General features: G+C 72.9%; 11 protein-coding genes. 6 read left to right on the top strand and 5 right to left on the bottom strand.

Features of this window, described 5'->3' with window-relative positions:
- Positions 1–3: 3 nt before the first annotated feature.
- Both scpA and meaB read left to right on the top strand, forming a co-directional pair.
- Positions 4–2,184, top strand: a complete 2,181-nt coding sequence (gene scpA / locus AC3IYI_RS30375) for a methylmalonyl-CoA mutase (RefSeq protein WP_489411735.1) — start codon at positions 4–6, stop codon at positions 2,182–2,184.
- Positions 2,185–2,192: 8 nt separating this feature from the next.
- The gene (meaB, locus tag AC3IYI_RS30370; protein ID WP_489406669.1) at positions 2,193–3,179 is read left to right on the top strand and encodes a methylmalonyl Co-A mutase-associated GTPase MeaB; all 987 of its coding nucleotides are present in this window, start codon (positions 2,193–2,195) and stop codon (positions 3,177–3,179) included.
- A gap of 187 nt (positions 3,180–3,366) precedes the next feature.
- Here meaB and AC3IYI_RS30365 read toward each other — a convergent pair whose 3' ends face one another.
- Complete coding sequence (locus AC3IYI_RS30365) at positions 3,367–4,377, bottom strand: asparaginase (protein WP_489406668.1); 1,011 nt, start codon at positions 4,375–4,377, stop codon at positions 3,367–3,369.
- Positions 4,378–4,503: 126 nt separating this feature from the next.
- Here AC3IYI_RS30365 and AC3IYI_RS30360 point away from each other — a divergent pair, with 126 nt between their 5' ends.
- From AC3IYI_RS30360 to AC3IYI_RS30350, 3 genes are all read left to right on the top strand, one after another.
- Positions 4,504–4,953: an Lrp/AsnC family transcriptional regulator gene (locus AC3IYI_RS30360; protein ID WP_254384480.1), complete on the top strand. Its 450-nt coding sequence runs from the start codon at positions 4,504–4,506 to the stop codon at positions 4,951–4,953.
- Positions 4,954–5,073: 120 nt separating this feature from the next.
- Positions 5,074–5,487: a DUF6153 family protein gene (locus AC3IYI_RS30355; protein WP_489406667.1), complete on the top strand. Its 414-nt coding sequence runs from the start codon at positions 5,074–5,076 to the stop codon at positions 5,485–5,487.
- 149 nt (positions 5,488–5,636) lie between these two features.
- The gene (locus AC3IYI_RS30350) at positions 5,637–6,272 is read left to right on the top strand and encodes a DUF305 domain-containing protein (protein ID WP_489406666.1); all 636 of its coding nucleotides are present in this window, start codon (positions 5,637–5,639) and stop codon (positions 6,270–6,272) included.
- Between the two features lie 74 nt (positions 6,273–6,346).
- Here the strand turns inward: AC3IYI_RS30350 and AC3IYI_RS30345 are convergent, their stop codons facing one another.
- The 4 genes from AC3IYI_RS30345 to AC3IYI_RS30330 are packed head-to-tail and all read right to left on the bottom strand — an operon-like array spanning position 6,347 to position 14,524.
- Positions 6,347–7,612 (bottom strand): TIGR02679 family protein, encoded by a 1,266-nt coding sequence (locus AC3IYI_RS30345; protein WP_489406665.1) that lies wholly within the window; start codon positions 7,610–7,612, stop codon positions 6,347–6,349.
- The gene (locus AC3IYI_RS30340; RefSeq protein WP_489406664.1) at positions 7,603–11,730 is read right to left on the bottom strand and encodes a TIGR02680 family protein; all 4,128 of its coding nucleotides are present in this window, start codon (positions 11,728–11,730) and stop codon (positions 7,603–7,605) included. Before AC3IYI_RS30340 ends, AC3IYI_RS30345 begins: the two co-directional genes overlap by 10 nt.
- The gene (locus AC3IYI_RS30335; RefSeq protein WP_489406663.1) at positions 11,727–12,965 is read right to left on the bottom strand and encodes a TIGR02678 family protein; all 1,239 of its coding nucleotides are present in this window, start codon (positions 12,963–12,965) and stop codon (positions 11,727–11,729) included. The genes AC3IYI_RS30340 and AC3IYI_RS30335 overlap by 4 nt, the downstream gene beginning before the upstream one ends.
- Complete coding sequence (locus AC3IYI_RS30330) at positions 12,962–14,524, bottom strand: TIGR02677 family protein (RefSeq protein WP_489411734.1); 1,563 nt, start codon at positions 14,522–14,524, stop codon at positions 12,962–12,964. Before AC3IYI_RS30330 ends, AC3IYI_RS30335 begins: the two co-directional genes overlap by 4 nt.
- A gap of 345 nt (positions 14,525–14,869) precedes the next feature.
- Between AC3IYI_RS30330 and AC3IYI_RS30325 the strand changes: the two genes are divergently transcribed.
- Positions 14,870–16,081: a serine/threonine-protein kinase gene (locus AC3IYI_RS30325; RefSeq protein WP_489406662.1), complete on the top strand. Its 1,212-nt coding sequence runs from the start codon at positions 14,870–14,872 to the stop codon at positions 16,079–16,081.
- Positions 16,082–16,160: the final 79 nt, after the last annotated feature.

The following is a 16,160-nucleotide window of genomic DNA, read 5'->3' as shown; positions in this document are numbered from 1 at the left end:
CGCATCCCCGATTTCTCCGAACTCCCGCTGGACGGGGCCGCCCCGGCCGCCGGGTCCGAGGACCAGTGGCGCACCGCGCTGAAGGAGTCCACCGGCTCGGGAGCCGCCGAGCTGCTGTGGGAGACCCCCGAGGGCATCGGCGTACAGCCCCTGTACACGGGCCGCGACCTGGAGGGCCTGGACTTCCTCCAGACCTACCCGGGTGTGGCCCCGTACCTGCGCGGCCCGTACCCGACGATGTACGTCAACCAGCCCTGGACGATCCGGCAGTACGCGGGCTTCTCCACGGCCGAGGAGTCCAACGCCTTCTACCGGCGCAACCTCGCGTCCGGCCAGAAGGGCCTGTCGATCGCCTTCGACCTGCCCACGCACCGCGGCTACGACAGCGACCACCCGCGGGTGACGGGTGACGTCGGCATGGCGGGCGTGGCGATCGACTCGATCTACGACATGCGCCAGCTCTTCGACGGCATCCCGCTGGACAAGATGACGGTGTCGATGACGATGAACGGCGCGGTGCTGCCGGTCCTCGCCCTCTACATCGTGGCGGCGGAGGAGCAGGGCGTCTCGCCCGACAAGCTCGCCGGGACCATCCAGAACGACATCCTCAAAGAGTTCATGGTCCGCAACACCTACATCTATCCGCCGAAGCCCTCGATGCGGATCATCTCCGACATCTTCGCCTTCACCTCGCAGAAGATGCCCCGCTACAACTCCATCTCGATCTCCGGCTACCACATCCAGGAAGCCGGAGCCACGGCCGACCTGGAGCTGGCCTACACCCTCGCGGACGGCGTGGAGTACCTGCGCGCGGGCCAGGCGGTCGGCCTGGACGTGGACGCCTTCGCGCCGCGCCTGTCCTTCTTCTGGGCGATCGGCATGAACTTCTTCATGGAGGTCGCGAAGTTGCGTGCGGCGCGCCTCCTCTGGGCCCGCCTGGTCAAGCAGTTCGACCCCAAGAACGCCAAGTCCCTCTCTCTGCGCACCCATTCGCAGACCTCGGGCTGGTCCCTCACCGCGCAGGACGTCTTCAACAACGTCACCCGCACCTGCATCGAGGCGATGGCGGCGACCCAGGGCCACACCCAGTCGCTGCACACCAACGCGCTGGACGAGGCCCTCGCCCTCCCCACCGACTTCTCCGCGCGCATCGCCCGCAACACCCAGCTCCTCCTCCAGCAGGAGTCGGGCACCTGCCGCTCCATCGACCCCTGGGGCGGCAGCGCGTACGTCGAGAAGCTGACGTACGACCTGGCGCGCCGGGCCTGGCAGCACATCCAGGAGGTCGAGGCGGCCGGCGGCATGGCGCAGGCCATCGACGCGGGCATCCCCAAGCTCCGCGTCGAGGAGGCGGCGGCCCGCACGCAGGCCCGTATCGACTCGGGCCGTCAGCCGGTGATCGGCGTCAACAAGTACCGGGTGGCGACGGACGAGCAGATCGACGTCCTCAAGGTCGACAACTCCTCCGTCCGCGCCCAGCAGATCGCCAAGCTCCGGCGGCTGCGCGAGGAGCGCGACGAGGCGGTCACCCAGGACACCCTGCGGGCGCTGACGAACGCGGCGGAGCGCGGGGACGGCAACCTCCTCGCCCTGGCGGTCGACGCGGCGCGCGCGAAGGCCACGGTGGGCGAGATCTCGGACGCCCTCGAAAAGGTCTACGGGCGGCACGCGAGCCAGATCCGTACGATCTCGGGTGTGTACCGAACCGAAGCAGGCGATTCCCCGTCCCTGGAGCGCACCCGTGCGCTCGTCGACCGGTTCGAGGAGGCGGAGGGCCGCCGTCCGCGCATCCTGGTCTGCAAGATGGGCCAGGACGGACACGACCGCGGCCAGAAGGTGATCGCCACCGCCTTCGCCGACCTCGGCTTCGACGTGGACGTCGGCCCGCTGTTCCAGACCCCGGAGGAAGTGGCCCGCCAGGCCGTCGAAGCCGACGTGCACGTCGTCGGCGTCTCCTCGCTGGCCGCGGGTCACCTGACCCTCGTACCGGCACTGCGCGAGGCCCTCGCCTCGGAGGGCCGCGAGGACATCATGATCGTGGTCGGTGGGGTCATCCCGCCGGCGGACGTCCCCACGCTCCTCGAGATGGGGGCGACGGCGGTGTTCCCGCCCGGCACGGTCATCCCGGACGCGGCGCACGACCTGGTGACGCGGCTCGCCGCGGACCTGGGCCACGAGCTGTAGGCGCCGCCGTGCCGCCCCGGATCGACATCACCGCCTACACGAAGGGCGTACTCGACGGGAAGCGCGCGTTCATCGCGCGCGCGATCACCCTCGTCGAGTCCACCCTGCCCGCGCACCGGGTGCTGGCGCAGAGCCTGTTGACGGAACTCCTCCCCCACTCGGGGCGGGCGCGCCGGATCGGCATCAGCGGCGTACCGGGCGTCGGCAAATCGACCTTCATCGACGCCTTCGGCACGATGCTGACGGGCCTGGGTCACCGGGTGGCGGTCCTGGCCGTCGACCCGTCCTCCACCCGTACGGGCGGCTCCATCCTGGGCGACAAGACCCGCATGGAACGCCTCGCCGTGGACCCCGCGGCCTTCGTCCGCCCGTCCCCCTCGGCGGGGACGCTGGGCGGGGTGGCGAAGGCCACGCGCGAGTCGATCATCGTGATGGAGGCGGCGGGCTACGACGTGGTCCTGGTCGAAACGGTCGGCGTGGGCCAATCCGAAACGACAGTCGCCGGAATGGTCGACTCCTTCCTCCTCCTCTCCCTCGCCCGCACGGGCGACGGCCTCCAGGGCATCAAGAAGGGCGTCCTGGAACTGGCCGACGTCCTCGCCGTCAACAAGGCGGACGGCCCGCACGAGCGCGACGCGAAGGCGGCGGCACGCGAACTGTCCAGCGCGCTGCGCCTGATGCACCCGGCCGACGCCGCGTGGACCCCGCCGGTCCTGACGTGCAGCGCCCGGGAATCCACGGGCCTGGCGGAGGTCTGGAACCGCCTGGAGCAACACCGCGTGCTCCTGGAAGCGGGCGGCCGCCTGGCGTCGAAGCGCGCGGCCCAGCAGGTGGAGTGGACCTGGTCGATGGTCCGAGACGAACTCCTGGAACGCCTCCGCTCGAACCCGGCGGTACGAGACCTGGCCCCCACCCTGGAATCAGCAGTCCGGGCGGGCACCCTGACCCCCACCCTGGCGGCAGACCACCTCTTGTCGGCCTTCACCGACTCCTGACGGGTCGAAGCCACGGGGTCCGGGCGTCCATACCCAGGCCCGCGGGCGTTTGAGGCGCGGGCCAAATCCAGCCCCGCCGGCGTTTGAGGCGCGGGGTCGGAGAAAGGGCGGGGCGGGGAGCAAGCCCCGCGCAGCGGCACCCCGGCCCCGCCCCGGAATCACACACCAGAAGCCCGACCCGCCAGGGTCAGGCGGCAACCAGCACGGGCCCACCAGTGGCCAGCACCCGCCTCAACACCGAGACCCGCTCTCCCGCATCCCCCTCGGAGAGCAACGCCGCGAGCACCGCGACCCGCGCCTGCGGCGCCCGCAACGTCCCCGTGGGCACGGCCCCGGCCGCAACCAGATCCACCGCACCCCCATGGGTGTAGATCTCCGTCACCGGCCCGGCCGCAACCCGCGTGGTCAACGCCACCAGCACGCCGCCCGCAACAGCCGCCTTCACCGCGTCGACGACCTCCGGCGTCGCGTTGCCCGCGCCCGTCCCGACCAGCACGATCCCCCGCGCCCCCGCCGCCACCGCGGCGTTCAGCAGCACCGCGTCACCGCTCACGTGGTGCATCACGACATCCACCCGCGGCGGCCCTTCCGGCGCCTCGGGCATCGCAGGCAACGCCAGCGGCTCCGGCCGCACCGGCGTCCGCAGCACGGTGACCTTCCCGAAGCCGACCTTCCCCAACAGCTCCTTCGACGGGTCGGCAAACGCATCGAGCGCCACCGCCTGCGCCTTCACCGTCCCGCGCGCCGCGTGCACCCGCCCCGCGAACGCGATCAGGACGCCGAGCCCGCGCGTGGTCGCCGCGGTCAGCAGGGCATCGTAGAGATTGGCGGGCCCGTCCCCGTCCGCCGCCCCCATGGGCCGCTGCGAGCCGGTGAAAACAACAGACCGCTCATCGTGATGATGCAGGTCAACCAGGAACGCCGACTCCTCCAGCGTGTCCGTACCGTGCGTGACGACGACCCCGTGCACCCCCGGATCGGCAAGCACCTCGTGCACGGTCCGCAGCAAGGTCAACTGGTGCGCTGTGGTCAGCCGAGGGCTGTTGACGCTGAACAAATCAACAACCTCGACGCTCACACCCTCCGGCAGCGGCGCGGTCGCCATGACCTCGGCCCCGTCGGCATCGGCCGCGAAACCGGAACCCTGCCAGCGGCTGGCTATCGTCCCGCCCGTACTGATCACGACGATGCGTCGCATGACCACGACCTTTCCCTCACACAGCCCGCACAGATTTTCTACAAACGGCAATGGTAGGCCGATCTACGCGCAATGCGATTGCATTCTCGCTCCACTCCGCCACAAAACATGCGCGATAATTGCGCCATGGACGCGATCGACAAAGAAATCTTGCGCGAGCTCCAGGCCGACGGCCGGCTCAGCAACCAGGAGCTGGCCCAGCGCGTGGGCCTCACCCCCTCCCCCTGCATGCGCCGGGTCCGCCAGCTGGAAGAGGAAGGGATCATCCAGGGCTACCGCGCGGTGATCTCCCCCGAAGCGGTGGGCCGCGGCTTCGAGGTCCTGGTCTCGGTAGAGGTCCGCCGCGACCGCGAGGCGGTCGAGGCCTTCGAAGCCGCCCTCCAGGACATCCCCGACGTCATCGAGGCCTACCGCCTCTTCGGCAGCCCCGGCTGCCTCCTGCGCATCGCGGTAGCGGACCTCCGCGCGTACGAACGCCTCTGGATCGAAAAGCTCACAGCCCTCTCGGGCGTCACGGAGGTCAACTCCCAGATCATCATGAAACGCATCAAGGAACCAACGGGCCTGCCTGTATAGACGCCGCACAAGGCCCCCGTCAGGGAGGGGTGGGCGGCACGGCGGCGCCCGAAGGTGAAGGGTTACTCCGAGGGGTGGACACATCGGGCCGCCCGCGGAGCTGGATCGTACGATGAGCCCGTGATCTCCGCCGAGCGTCCGACGAGCCACCGCCCTGCCGGGCCCGGCTTCGTCGTGCTGGTGCTCGCCGTGCTGGCCGGCGTACTGGCGATGCACGGCCTCGGCCCGCGGCCGACGCCCGCGGCGGCGCCCCACCCGGCCCAGGCACGGCACGCGGCGGCGGCCCACGAGGAGGCGGCCGTGCATCAGGCCGCCGGGGACTGCTCCCACTCGGCCGGCGGATCGGACCACCTCGACCACGCGGACGCGAACTGCGCGGCGGCCGGTGTCGGCTCGGCGTACGCGCCGCCCCCGCTGATCGCCGCCACTGGCACGCCCCTCGCCACCACGGCACTGCCCGCCGTGGCGCCGGCCTCCGCTCGCAGCGGCCGGTCCCCGCCCGACCTGTCCGAACTGCAGCTCCTGCGGATATAGGACGTCCGCGCACGGCACCCCCTCGCCCGGTTCGACCAGGTGGCGGGTGTCGTGCTCCGGCACACCCCTCGTCCTCGTCCTCATTCCGCATCCCGCATGCAGACGCGCACCCGTCCCGGCGTGGTCGCGCGTGAAGGAGTTGCATCACCATGACCGCGAATCGTTCCCTCGTCCGCCGTACCGCCGCCGCGTTCACCGCGGTCGCCGCCGCGCTCGTCCTGGCCGCCTGCGGCTCCGGCGACAACAGCTCCGCCGGGCACAACGGGCACGCTCCCGCTTCCCCGTCCGCCGCCACCGCGTCGGCTCCGGCGTCCCCGGGGCAGCACAACGCCGCCGACGTCGCCTTCGCCAAAGGCATGATCCCCCACCACCGCCAAGCCATCGAGATGGCCGTCCTCGCGTCCGGCCGGGCCGAGTCGGCGGAGGTGAAGACGCTCGCCGAGGAGATCAGGAAGGCCCAGGACCCGGAGATCAAGACGCTGTCCGGGTGGCTGACCTCGTGGGGCGAGCAGGTGCCCGCCGAGGGCGCCATGGATCACGGCGGGCACGGCACCGGCGGCATGATGACCGCCGAGGAGATGGACAAGCTGAAGGCGTCCTCGGGCAAGGCGTTCGACACCGCCTTCTCGGAGCTGATGATCAAGCACCACGAGGGCGCTGTGGACATGGCCAGGACGGAGAAGGCCGAAGGCGCCTTCCCCGACGCCAAGACCATGGCGGACGCCATCATCACCTCCCAGTCCGCCGAGATCGACAGGATGAAGACCCTCCTCGGCACGAACTGACGCACACCCCGGCGGGGGGCGAGCACCGCCCGCCCCCGCCGAGCCTCGCTGCCCGAGGCGGCAGGCTCCGGCCTTCACAGGTCGGACAGCAGCACGCCGAGGACCGTCTCCTCCTCGACCCGGACCCCGAGTTCCAGCAGGGCCTGCCGGAGATCCGGGTCCCAGGAGGCCTCGGCCGGCTGCCCGACGAGTGGCGGGCCGCCGCGGCCCGCGAGCGTCGCTGCGCGGTAGTCGGCGGCCTCGTAGCGCCAGGGCCGCCAGGGGACACGGCGCAGCAGCGCGGATGCGATGCGGAGCCCGCCCCAGTCGAAGTCTCCGTGGTAGCGGAGTGTTGCCCCGCCCTCGTGCAGGTGGCGCAGGAGTGCGAGGGCGGCGGCGGACGCCTGGCCCTGGAGGCAGACCAGCGGCGCGGAGCGCGGGCCGTGCGCATCGGCTGCCGCCGCGAGCACCGCCGGGTTCTCGCAGATGCGGATGACCGGGGCGGATGAGGCGGGCGGGCAGCGGATGAGCTGCCGCAGTGTCAGCACGGCGGGCTCGCCCGCCTCGGCCATCCAGTCCAGGGCCGGGGTGCCGCGCAGGTTCAGGGTGAGGACGGTCGAGGACAGCTCGTCGCGGAGCAGGCCCACCGATGCCCATGCCTCCCGGCGCCATTCGGCGCCCGCGCCGTCGGGGAAGCCGGTCAGGGCACGGGCGCCGGCCAGGGTGAGGGTGGCCAGGGGGGTGCCGTCGTCCAGGGTGTGGGCGCCGCCGAGCAGCCGGGCCGCGAAGGCGGGAAGTGAGAGGGGCGGGTCCGCGGGGAGGGCGCGCAGCGCGGTGGCGACCTGCCCGAGGAGGTCCTGGGCTGCGGCGGGTGTCCCGGCGAGGCGGCGCACCAGGCCGTCACCGCGGAGCCGGCCGGCCCATGCGGCGAGGCCCGGGATCTGGTCCGCGAGCGCGTCGAGCACGGCGTACGCCTCCTGCCAGGCTCGCTCCTGTGCCTCCCGGGCCGGGCGCAGGAGGACGACCGGCCCGGTGAGCGCGGCCACGGCGGCCGCCAGGCCGTCGGGGCTGATCCCGGAGCGGCGCAGGACGGCGTCCGCCTCGTCGAGCCGGACCGTCAGGGTGCGCCCGTTCCCTGGGGAGCGGCCCAGCAGCCGCTCGGCCGATGCCCGCTCGGCCGGCGTGGGCGCGCCGAGGGAAACCGGGCCGGTGAGCGGCTGCTCCCGCTCCAGGCGCCGGCGCGCCCGCTGGACCAGCCAGCCCAGACCGGGGTCACCCAGCAGGCGGCGCAGCCGCGCCTCGTCGACCGGGGCGGGGCCCGGTGTCAGGTCGCCCGGGGCGGGGCCCGGTGTCAGGTCCACCGGTGCTCCGGTCCGGCCGTCGACTCCGCGCGCAGGTCCGTATCCGGGCTCTGCGCCCGCACCGGGTCCTCTCGGCGCAGCCGCCGGGTGCCGTCCCATTCCCAGCGGGTGACGAGTACCGCCGCCACCTCGTCGATCCGCGAAAGCTGGGCGATGGCGATGCCCGGCACCTGCGGGTAGCAGGCCCACTCGCGTTCGCTGGTCATCACCACGTCCAGGTCGAAGGCGTGGAGCAGCCCCAGGCACTTGGCCCGCGAGTCGTCGTCGACTCCCGCGAACGCCTCGTCGAGGGTGACCAGGCGTGGTGCGTACGGACTGCCCGCGCTCGCGTAGTGCGAGGAGGCCGCGGCGAAAAGGGGTACAGATACCGCGAGGACCCGCTCGCCGCCCGAGGCCGGGCCGGTGGCCGGGACCCAGCGGCCGTGCTGGTGCCGCTCGACCGTGAACTCGTGCCAGGCCCGGTAGTCGAGCGCGGCGGTGAGGTGTTCGAGCCAGCTGCCGGACGTGTCATCGGTCTGCTGCCGGGCGATCTGCGTCTGGAGGAACTCACCGACCGCCGCCCGGTCCTGCGGGGTCCAGGCGTCGGCGGACTGGCGAAGGCGCTCGCGGGCCGGACCGAGTCCGGAGGGTGCCTTGCGGGAGGCCCGCCAGACGAGCCGCAGTTTCATGCCTGTGGAGGTGGGGCGGTCCTCCAGCTCGGCGTTCATGTCGCGCACCTGTCGCTCGGCGGCGCCGATGAGTTCCTGGAGGGTGCCCGCGACCTCGGTGATGAGGTGGGTTTCGAGGATCTCCCGCTCGTGGGCCGAAAGGATGCGGTTGAGTTCGCCGACCTCCGCGGTGAGCGCCTCCGCGAGTTCGGGTACGGCACGCTCGCGGCCCTGGTAGACGATGTCGACGACCATGCCGTCTTCGACCATCCGGGCGGAGGCGGTGTGCCCGTGCCGGGACAAGGTGTCCTGCAGGGTCTTGAGTTCCTCGCTCAGCCGGCGTTGTACGCGTTCCCAGGCGCTGTCCGAGTCCTCGGCCGACGCCAGCCCGGACTCGATGGCGCGGGCCAGGGCGATCGCCGGGGTGGCCGCCCAGGGGCCGTCGCCCGCGGCCGGTACCGGGAGGTCCGGCAGGGCGACCGCGATCAGTCCGGTGGCGGTGAACCGCTGGAGGCCCGCGATGGCTTCCGCACGCGCCTCGACCGCCTCCGCGAGGCCCTTCTCCAGCTGCTCGATGCGGCCTTCGGCCTTGCTCGCCTCCCGGTCCGCCTCGGCATGCCGCTTACGGGTGAGCCTCTGGTCCGCCGTGCAGGCGCGCAGGGCCTCGGCGGTCTCGGTGAGCCGTCGTTCGAGTTCGGCGACGGCCGCGCCGACGGTGGAGCGCAGCGTGGTGTGCCGCTCGTCCGCCGCCGCTGCCTCCCGTCCGGCCTCATCGGCGCGCGACGCGACTTCCGCGGTCCGCTCCCCCGATCGCTCCGCCTCGGCGCGTTCCTCCCGCGTCTGGCGGGCCGCCTCGCCGCGCTCCCGCAGGGCCGGCCACAGGGCGGCCAGGGCCACGGCGAGGGAGCCGTGGCCCTGACGTACCGCGGCGAGGCCGGCCCGGTCTGCGGGCAGGCCCAGCTCGCCGGCGGTCTCGGCGAGTTCGGTGGCGGCCCGTTCGGCCCGCCCGGCCGCCTCCAGGAGGTCGGCGGCGCGCTCCTCGCGCCGCGAACGGGTCCGGCGCACCGTCTCGGCGGCCGCGGTCACCTGGGCGTGCGCCCGGGCGAGGGGGCTCTCGTCGGGTACGCCGGCCAGCTCCGCGTCGAGGGTCCGGCGGCGCGCGGCCACCTCCTCGGAGTGCGCGGCGACCGTGTCCGACTCCTGTTGGAGCAGTTCGAGTTCCGTGTGCAGGGCGGTGATGCGGGCCCGCCGCGCCGCCTCCCGCGCCCCCTCGCCCACGTACTCGGCTGCGGGCTTGGCCCAGCGGCCGGTCAGCGTACCGACGCGGAAGCTCCCGTCGGCCCCCGCCCAGGTGCCGGCTCCGCTGTCCGCTCCCGCTCCGATGGCGGCGAGGAGCCGTGTCACCGTGTCCTCGCCCACTGCCGTGGCCTGTGCGTCGCCGCCGTCCACGGCCGGGCGCAGCAGCCCGCGGAGCGAGGGCCCGGCAACCGGACCGGTCCCCGGGGAGAGCAGTACGTCATGGCCGTCCGCGGCGAGGGCGGAGCCGTCGGGGAGCACCCAGGCGTCCAGTAGTCCGGAGGCTTCCAGTGCCGCCTCCAGTCCGGCGCGCTCATGCTCTGGGAGGCCTTCGCGGAAGTCCACCAGCCGCCACAGCGGTGCGCCGGGAAGCCGCTCGCGCAGGCCGGGCGTGCGAGTCGGCGGGGGCTGGGGGCCTCGTCGGCCGCCGGCCTCCAGCGCGGTGATCTCCTCGCAGACCCGTCCGGTGCGTGCCGCCAGCTCCGCCGTGCGGCGTGCCGCTTCGGCCGCCTGGTCGGCGAGGTGGGCCGAGGCGGCGCGGTGGGACCGTGCGGCGTGTGTGCGGGCCGGGTTGGGTCCGTCGAGGTGCCGGGTCCACTCCTGGAGTTCGTCGAGCAGGCCGGCCAGGTCGGTGCAGGCCAACTCGGACCAGGCGCCCACGTGTTCCCGTACGGAGTCCAGCAGGTCCCGCCCCGCGCGTGCGGCGTCCTCCTCCGCCCGGCCCTGCGCCGTGGTGGTCTGGGTGAGGTCGCCGTCCGCCTCGTCGAGGCGGACGGATGCCCGGCGCCGCCCCTCGGCCGCACGCTCGGCCGTCTCCGCGAGGTCCTCAGCGTGGGCGAGCGCACGGTAGCCGCGGTCCGTCGATTCCTCGGCCGTGCGCCGCAGTTCGGTCTCGGGCAGCGTGTCGTCCCCCGGCAGGTCGATCCGTGCGGCGGCGGCCGCTTCCCGTGCCTGCCCGAAGATGTTCCCGACGAGCCGGCCGGCGGCGCTCAGCCGGTTCTCGGCGGTGGCGAGCCTGCCGAGCGCCCGGGTGTGCAGGTCTGTGGCCTGGTCCCTGTCGTCGCGGGCCCTCTTCAGGTCACGGGTGGTACGTTCCACCGCCCTGGCCGCCTGTTCCAGTTCCCGGGCGCTGCGCATCTCGGGGCCCTCGCGCAAGGCTTCGTCCTGGGCCCGGAGACGTGCCTGGGTCTCTTCCAGGGCGGCGATCCGTTCCTCTGCCGCCGCCCTCGCCTCCTGGGCCCGGGTCTGCTGGGCCTGTGCTTCGGCGAGTTCCCGCTGAAAGTGCTCGTAGCGGGAGTGTTCCCCGCGCGGGAGGCGTGCTCGTCGGCGGGTGGCGATCCGGGCGTAGCGCCGGTAGTGGTCCAGGAAGGCCGCGGAGGCCCGTTCGGCGGCGGAGGCGGCGGCCAGCTCCTCCTTCTCCTCGTCCAGGGAGCGGAAGGCCTCGGCCACATCGGCGATGACCGCCTGGTCCATGGGCGGCAGGGCCTCGGTGAGGGCCCGGGACAGGGCTGCCTCGTTGGGGCGTTTGGACAGCTGGGGCTGGCGTAGCTGGATGAGCAGGTCGACCAGGGCTCCGTACCGCTGTTCGCCCAGTCCGAAGAGGGCCTCGTCGACGGCCCTGCGGTAGGTCTTCGCCTGGTCGTACACCATGCCGTGCCCGGCGACGGCCTCGGCGAGCCGGTCCCGGGACAGGGCCGTGCCGGTGGCGTCGAGCAGGCTGAGGGATGCCTCGGCGGCGTCCCCCGGGCCGTGGTCGACGCGCTGGCTGGTGAGCGCGTACCAGTGACGGGCGATGCCCCGCCCGCTGACGGCCTTCAGTCCGCAGGCCAGCGTACGGAAATGCCGCTCGCCGGTGGTTTCGTCGACCCTGCCGAACTCGATCCAGGTGTAGCCGAGCCGCTCGGAGTGCGGATGCTCGCCGCCGAGGAGGAGGTTCCACTCCATCCGCTTGCCCGGGTCTCCGTCGGGCTCGACGCGGCGCGAGCCGAGGTCGCCGTCGAGGAGGAAGGGCAGGGTCAGGGCGAGCACCTTGGACTTGCCGGTGCCGTTGTTGCCGCGCAGGAGCAGGCGGCCGTCCCGGAAGTGGAACTCCTCCACGTCGTAGTGGAACAGGTCGACGAGTCCGATGCGCAGGGGCTGCCAGCGCGTTCGCCGGGGGGAGGGAAGGCGGGTCACGGCTTGCTGGCCTTTCGCTGCGCGGGCATGCGTGCGGTACCTGGTTCGAGGAGTACGGTCTCGCCGACCGCGTACCGGGCGAGGGCCGGGCGCGGCGCCACCCCGTGGGCCGTACGGGAGACCAGCCCGAGGGCGGCGAGCCGGGAGACGGCCTGTTCGACGAGTTCGGCTTCCATGCCGGGCTCCCGGGCGGACTTGGCCCAGAACCCGCCGTGCTCGACGGCGAGTTCCCGTACGCGCAGCGCCAGTTGGCCGGTGGTGAGGGGACCGCCCGCGGTGGCCAGGTACTCGGCGAGCAGCAGGGTGATGTGACCGTGGGTTCCCTGCTCGGGCATCCGGACGTCGGTCAGATCGTCCTCCGGGTCGACCATGGCGATGCCTTCGGCGCGGACTTCCGGGACCAGGCCGGTCAGCTCGGTGATGCGTGAGGTGAGGAAGCCCCGCTGGCGGGTGAGGTAGCCGAGTTCGGCGTCGGTCAGCTCGTCGTAGTAGAGGACGGGGTCGTCCAGGAGCCTGCGGGTCAGCGAGCGCCGCATCGCGCGGAAGCGCAGTTCGTCGCTGTCCAGGGCGGTCTCGGCGACGAGTTCGGCGAGGCGGTCGGGGAGGGTTTCGGCGTGCACGGTGGAGGGTCCGCGGCGCGCGGCGAGCAGCCCGGCCAGCACCCGCCGTTCCACGTCGTACAGGACGTCGCCGGCTCCGCTGACGTACGCCTCCTCGTCGCCGGCGACCCGCCTCAGCACACCCAGGCTCAGCAGGAGTTTGACCACGGCGGCGAGGTCGAGGCGCTCGTCGCGGCGGTCCAGGGTGAACTGGATGCCGGCCCGGACGAGCTGCGGGTCGGCGGCGTCGAGGACGACCTGACCGGCGAGGCGGCCGAGGGCGATCTGGGCCTCGCCGCGTTCGAGGGCGGCGAGGGCGAGGCACAGCAGGACGTAGCGGCGCCGTGTGAAGGGCGCGGCTGCGCGGGTCGCCTCGCGCGCGGGGTGCGTGGGATCGGCGAGCACGCCGGGTATCTTCCGCAGGCGAGCGGCCTCGGCATCCGTCTGGAGGGACCAGCCGGTGTTGCGGTCGAACCATTCGCGCAGCTCGGAGGCGTGCCGGCGGACGAGGCGGAACTCGTCCGCGTGCCGGCCGTGGGCAAGCAGGAGCGGCTGCCCCAGCAGGGCGCGAGCAGCCTTGCGGAGGTCGGCCGCGTGCTGGCCGTCGAGTACCTCGGCGAGCGGAGTGCTGCTCATGGGGCGCCGCCTCCATCCGTCAGGTCGATGATCTCGATCAGGTGGTCGGGGCCGCGGAACGCGCCACCGGCTGTCCGGATCTCGGCGGCGGCGCCGTCGGCGAGCGCGCTGAGCCGGATCTCCATCGAACCGTCGTTGCTCGTCGCCACGGTGTGCCGCATACCGGGCCGCCAGGTGGCCAGCGCGTCGCCGAGCAGCTGGAGGAACAGCCCGAAGGACACGGGGTCGAGTTCGCCGAGTCCGGAGAGCCGGGTGATCCCGCCGGTGACGAGCCGGGCGCGTGCCGCCGCGGTCTCGGCGGCCTGCTTGGCGGCCACCTCGGCGAGTCTGCGCAGCGGCTCCTCCCGGTCCTCGACCTTGCGGGGTTTGCCCCGCCGCTCATAGCTGCCGGTACGACGCAGTTGGGGGCTGATCCGCAGCGGCTCGGCCTCGGCCCACGGGGTGCCCGCGGGCACGGGAAGTGCCGCCCGGGCCGCCAGGGTCTCGGCGTCGACGGTGAGATGGCGGGCGGGGTACAGCCCGAAGGCGGTGCGCCACAGACAGTGCCGGGCATCGTCGTCGGGGGCCTCGGCGAACCAGCGGGCGAGGGTGCGGAAGTCGGCGGACCGGTCGGAACGCCCGGCCCTGCGCTCGTTCAATGACCGTACGACGGCCAGGAGCTGAGGAATCGCGCCGAGTGCCCGGCCGCGCAGCAGCCTGGCCTGCGACTCGCGCCCCTCCCGGCTGATGAACCACGCGGCGAGCCCGGCCCAGCGCCCGGACCAGCGGCCGTACGCCTCCGTCTCCGCATGCTCGGCCTCCTCCGGCGAGGCGTCGGCCGCCTCGCGGGCGGCGGCGGCCCGCAGCAGAGGCTCGATGCTCCCGCCCTCCTCCAGCTCCAGGATCAGCCGGGCGATGCGGCCTCCGAGGGTGATCAGGTCCTGGATGAACCGCTCCAGGTACTGGATGAGCCGGTCCTTGTAGGCGAGGAAGACTTCCTCTTCGACGTCGTGGAGGTCGATGGTCCGCTGCAGGGACCCCATGAAGGCACGGGCGTTGTCGGCGAGAGCGGTGAACCGGCTCGCCAGCGCGTCAAGAGCCAGGTGTGTTTTGGCCTGATCCGGCGGCTCCTCGGCGGCGAGCACGAGGAGGGCCCGCAACTGGGTGACGATGTCGTGCAGGGCTACGGCCTGGAGCGCACCGCGCCGCCCGAGCGCCTCGTCGTAGACGCCCAGCGCCTCCTCGGCGGCTTCGCCGGACTGCGTGAGCTGGTAGACGAACCGCTTCCGGTAGAAGTCCTCAACGGCGGTGACCCGGGCGGTATCGGGATCGGCGCGCAGATTCCCCCAGCCGACGAGACTGTCCAGCCCCTTCACCACGGCATCCACATCACCGGGCCGCACCTCGACCGGCAGCGCCGCATGCACGTCCTCGGGCCGCAGATGCACCGCGAACCGCTCCTTGGCGATCACGAACGCCCTCATCACCTGACGGTAGAGGGCGGCGTTGGGCGCGGTGAGGTGCGCGAAGGGGCTGTACCCGTGCGGTCGAGGTTCCGGGGCGGTGGTGGTGGCGGTCATCACCGGCCAGTCTCCCGCACCGCCCGCGCCCTCGGACAGGGACCAGGGCACTTGGCTGATTTCAGACCGTATGCGGTGATCCCGTACGGGAACACCGCGCGTCCGCCCACGCGCGTACCGGCCGTGCGTCGCCAGGGCGCGAGCCTGGCCGGTGGTGGCGAGCTTGGCCCTACGGGCCTGCCGGTGTACCCCAAGCCGCACTGTCACCAGCATGGGGCTCCACATGAGCTGTATCCGGCCAAGGCGTGGGAGGGCTGCCCCGGGCCGGGCCGTACGTGGGACAGCGCCGATACCCTTGGCGCGTACGCGCGCCACCATCGGCAGATCTTCAAGGTGAGGACCAGAGTGAACGCAACGCCGCTGAGCCCGGACGATCCGGCCGAGCTGGGCGGTTTCACGCTGCTGGGACGGATCGGCCACGGCGGCATGGGCCAGGTCTACCTGGGCGAGTCCGCCGCGGGCGAGGCCGTCGCGGTGAAGGTCATCAAACCGACCGTCGTCGACTCGGAGACCCGGCAGCGCTTCGCCCAGGAGATCGAGGTGCTCAAGACGGTCTGGGGGCCGCGCGTCGCCGCGTTCGTGAAGGCCGACACGGAGTCGGAGCAACCGTGGCTCGCGACCGAGTACGTAGAGGGCCCCGACCTGCGTCGGCTCCTTGACACCCGGGGCGTCCTCTCGCCTCTCGCAGCCGCTTCGCTCGGAGCGACCCTGGCGGAGGCGCTGGCCGGGGTCCACGGCCAGGGTCTGCTGCACAGGGACCTCAAGCCGGCGAACATCCTGCTCGGCCCCAACGGCCCCAAGATCATCGACTTCGGCCTCGCCGTCTTCGCCGAATCCAGCGCCTCCCTCACCGCCCCGAACATGGTGATGGGCACACCCGCCTGCATGTCCCCGGAGCAGGCGAACGGGGAGAAGCCGCTGACGGCTCCCGTGGACGTGTACGCCCTCGGGGCCGTGCTGCTGTTCATGACCACCGGCCATTACCCGTACCAGGCCGACCACGTGCAGGTGCTGTTCAGCCACATCGTCAACCCCGACAAGGCCCCTGACCTGTCAGGAGCCCCCGCGGAACTGGCAGGTCTCCTGTCGTCCATGCTGCAGTACGCGCAGCAGGACCGTCCGACGATGGCCGGGGTGGTCACCGCGTGCGTGGAGGTCATCAAGGCACACGGGGTGTCCGTAGCCCTGGCACGCCGCCAGCTGACCTCTCTCGCTGCCGCGTACCAACCGCCGGAGCCCACCCCCACACCGGCCCCCGTCCCGCCGACTCCGACCGCGGCCTTCGCGGAGGCCAGCACCCTCCCGGTCCCCGCCCCACACGCCAACCCGACGACGCTCGCTCCGACCGTCCCGCTCCCGCAGCAGGCCGGCCCGGCTCACCCCCCGGGCTACACCCCCACCGTCGCGGTGACCACCCCGGACTCCGAGCCCGCGGCCCCTCCCGCACCTCAGCCGGCGGCCGCGTCCACGCCGCCTGCCGGCCCGCGCCGTTCCGCCGCCGCGCGCAGGATCGCGACCCAGCTGCGCGAGACGTACGCGTCGACTGCCGCGTTCTGACGGCCGAAGCCCACGACCCGAGGGCGGATCGGGCAATGGGGACCATCGCCCCTTGTCCCGGGTCATAGGTCACACGAAG

This window comes from Streptomyces sp. GL_148 (assembly GCF_057834205.1).
Note: the sequence above shows the minus strand (reverse complement) of the source record. Positions and strands in the feature narration are given on the sequence as shown.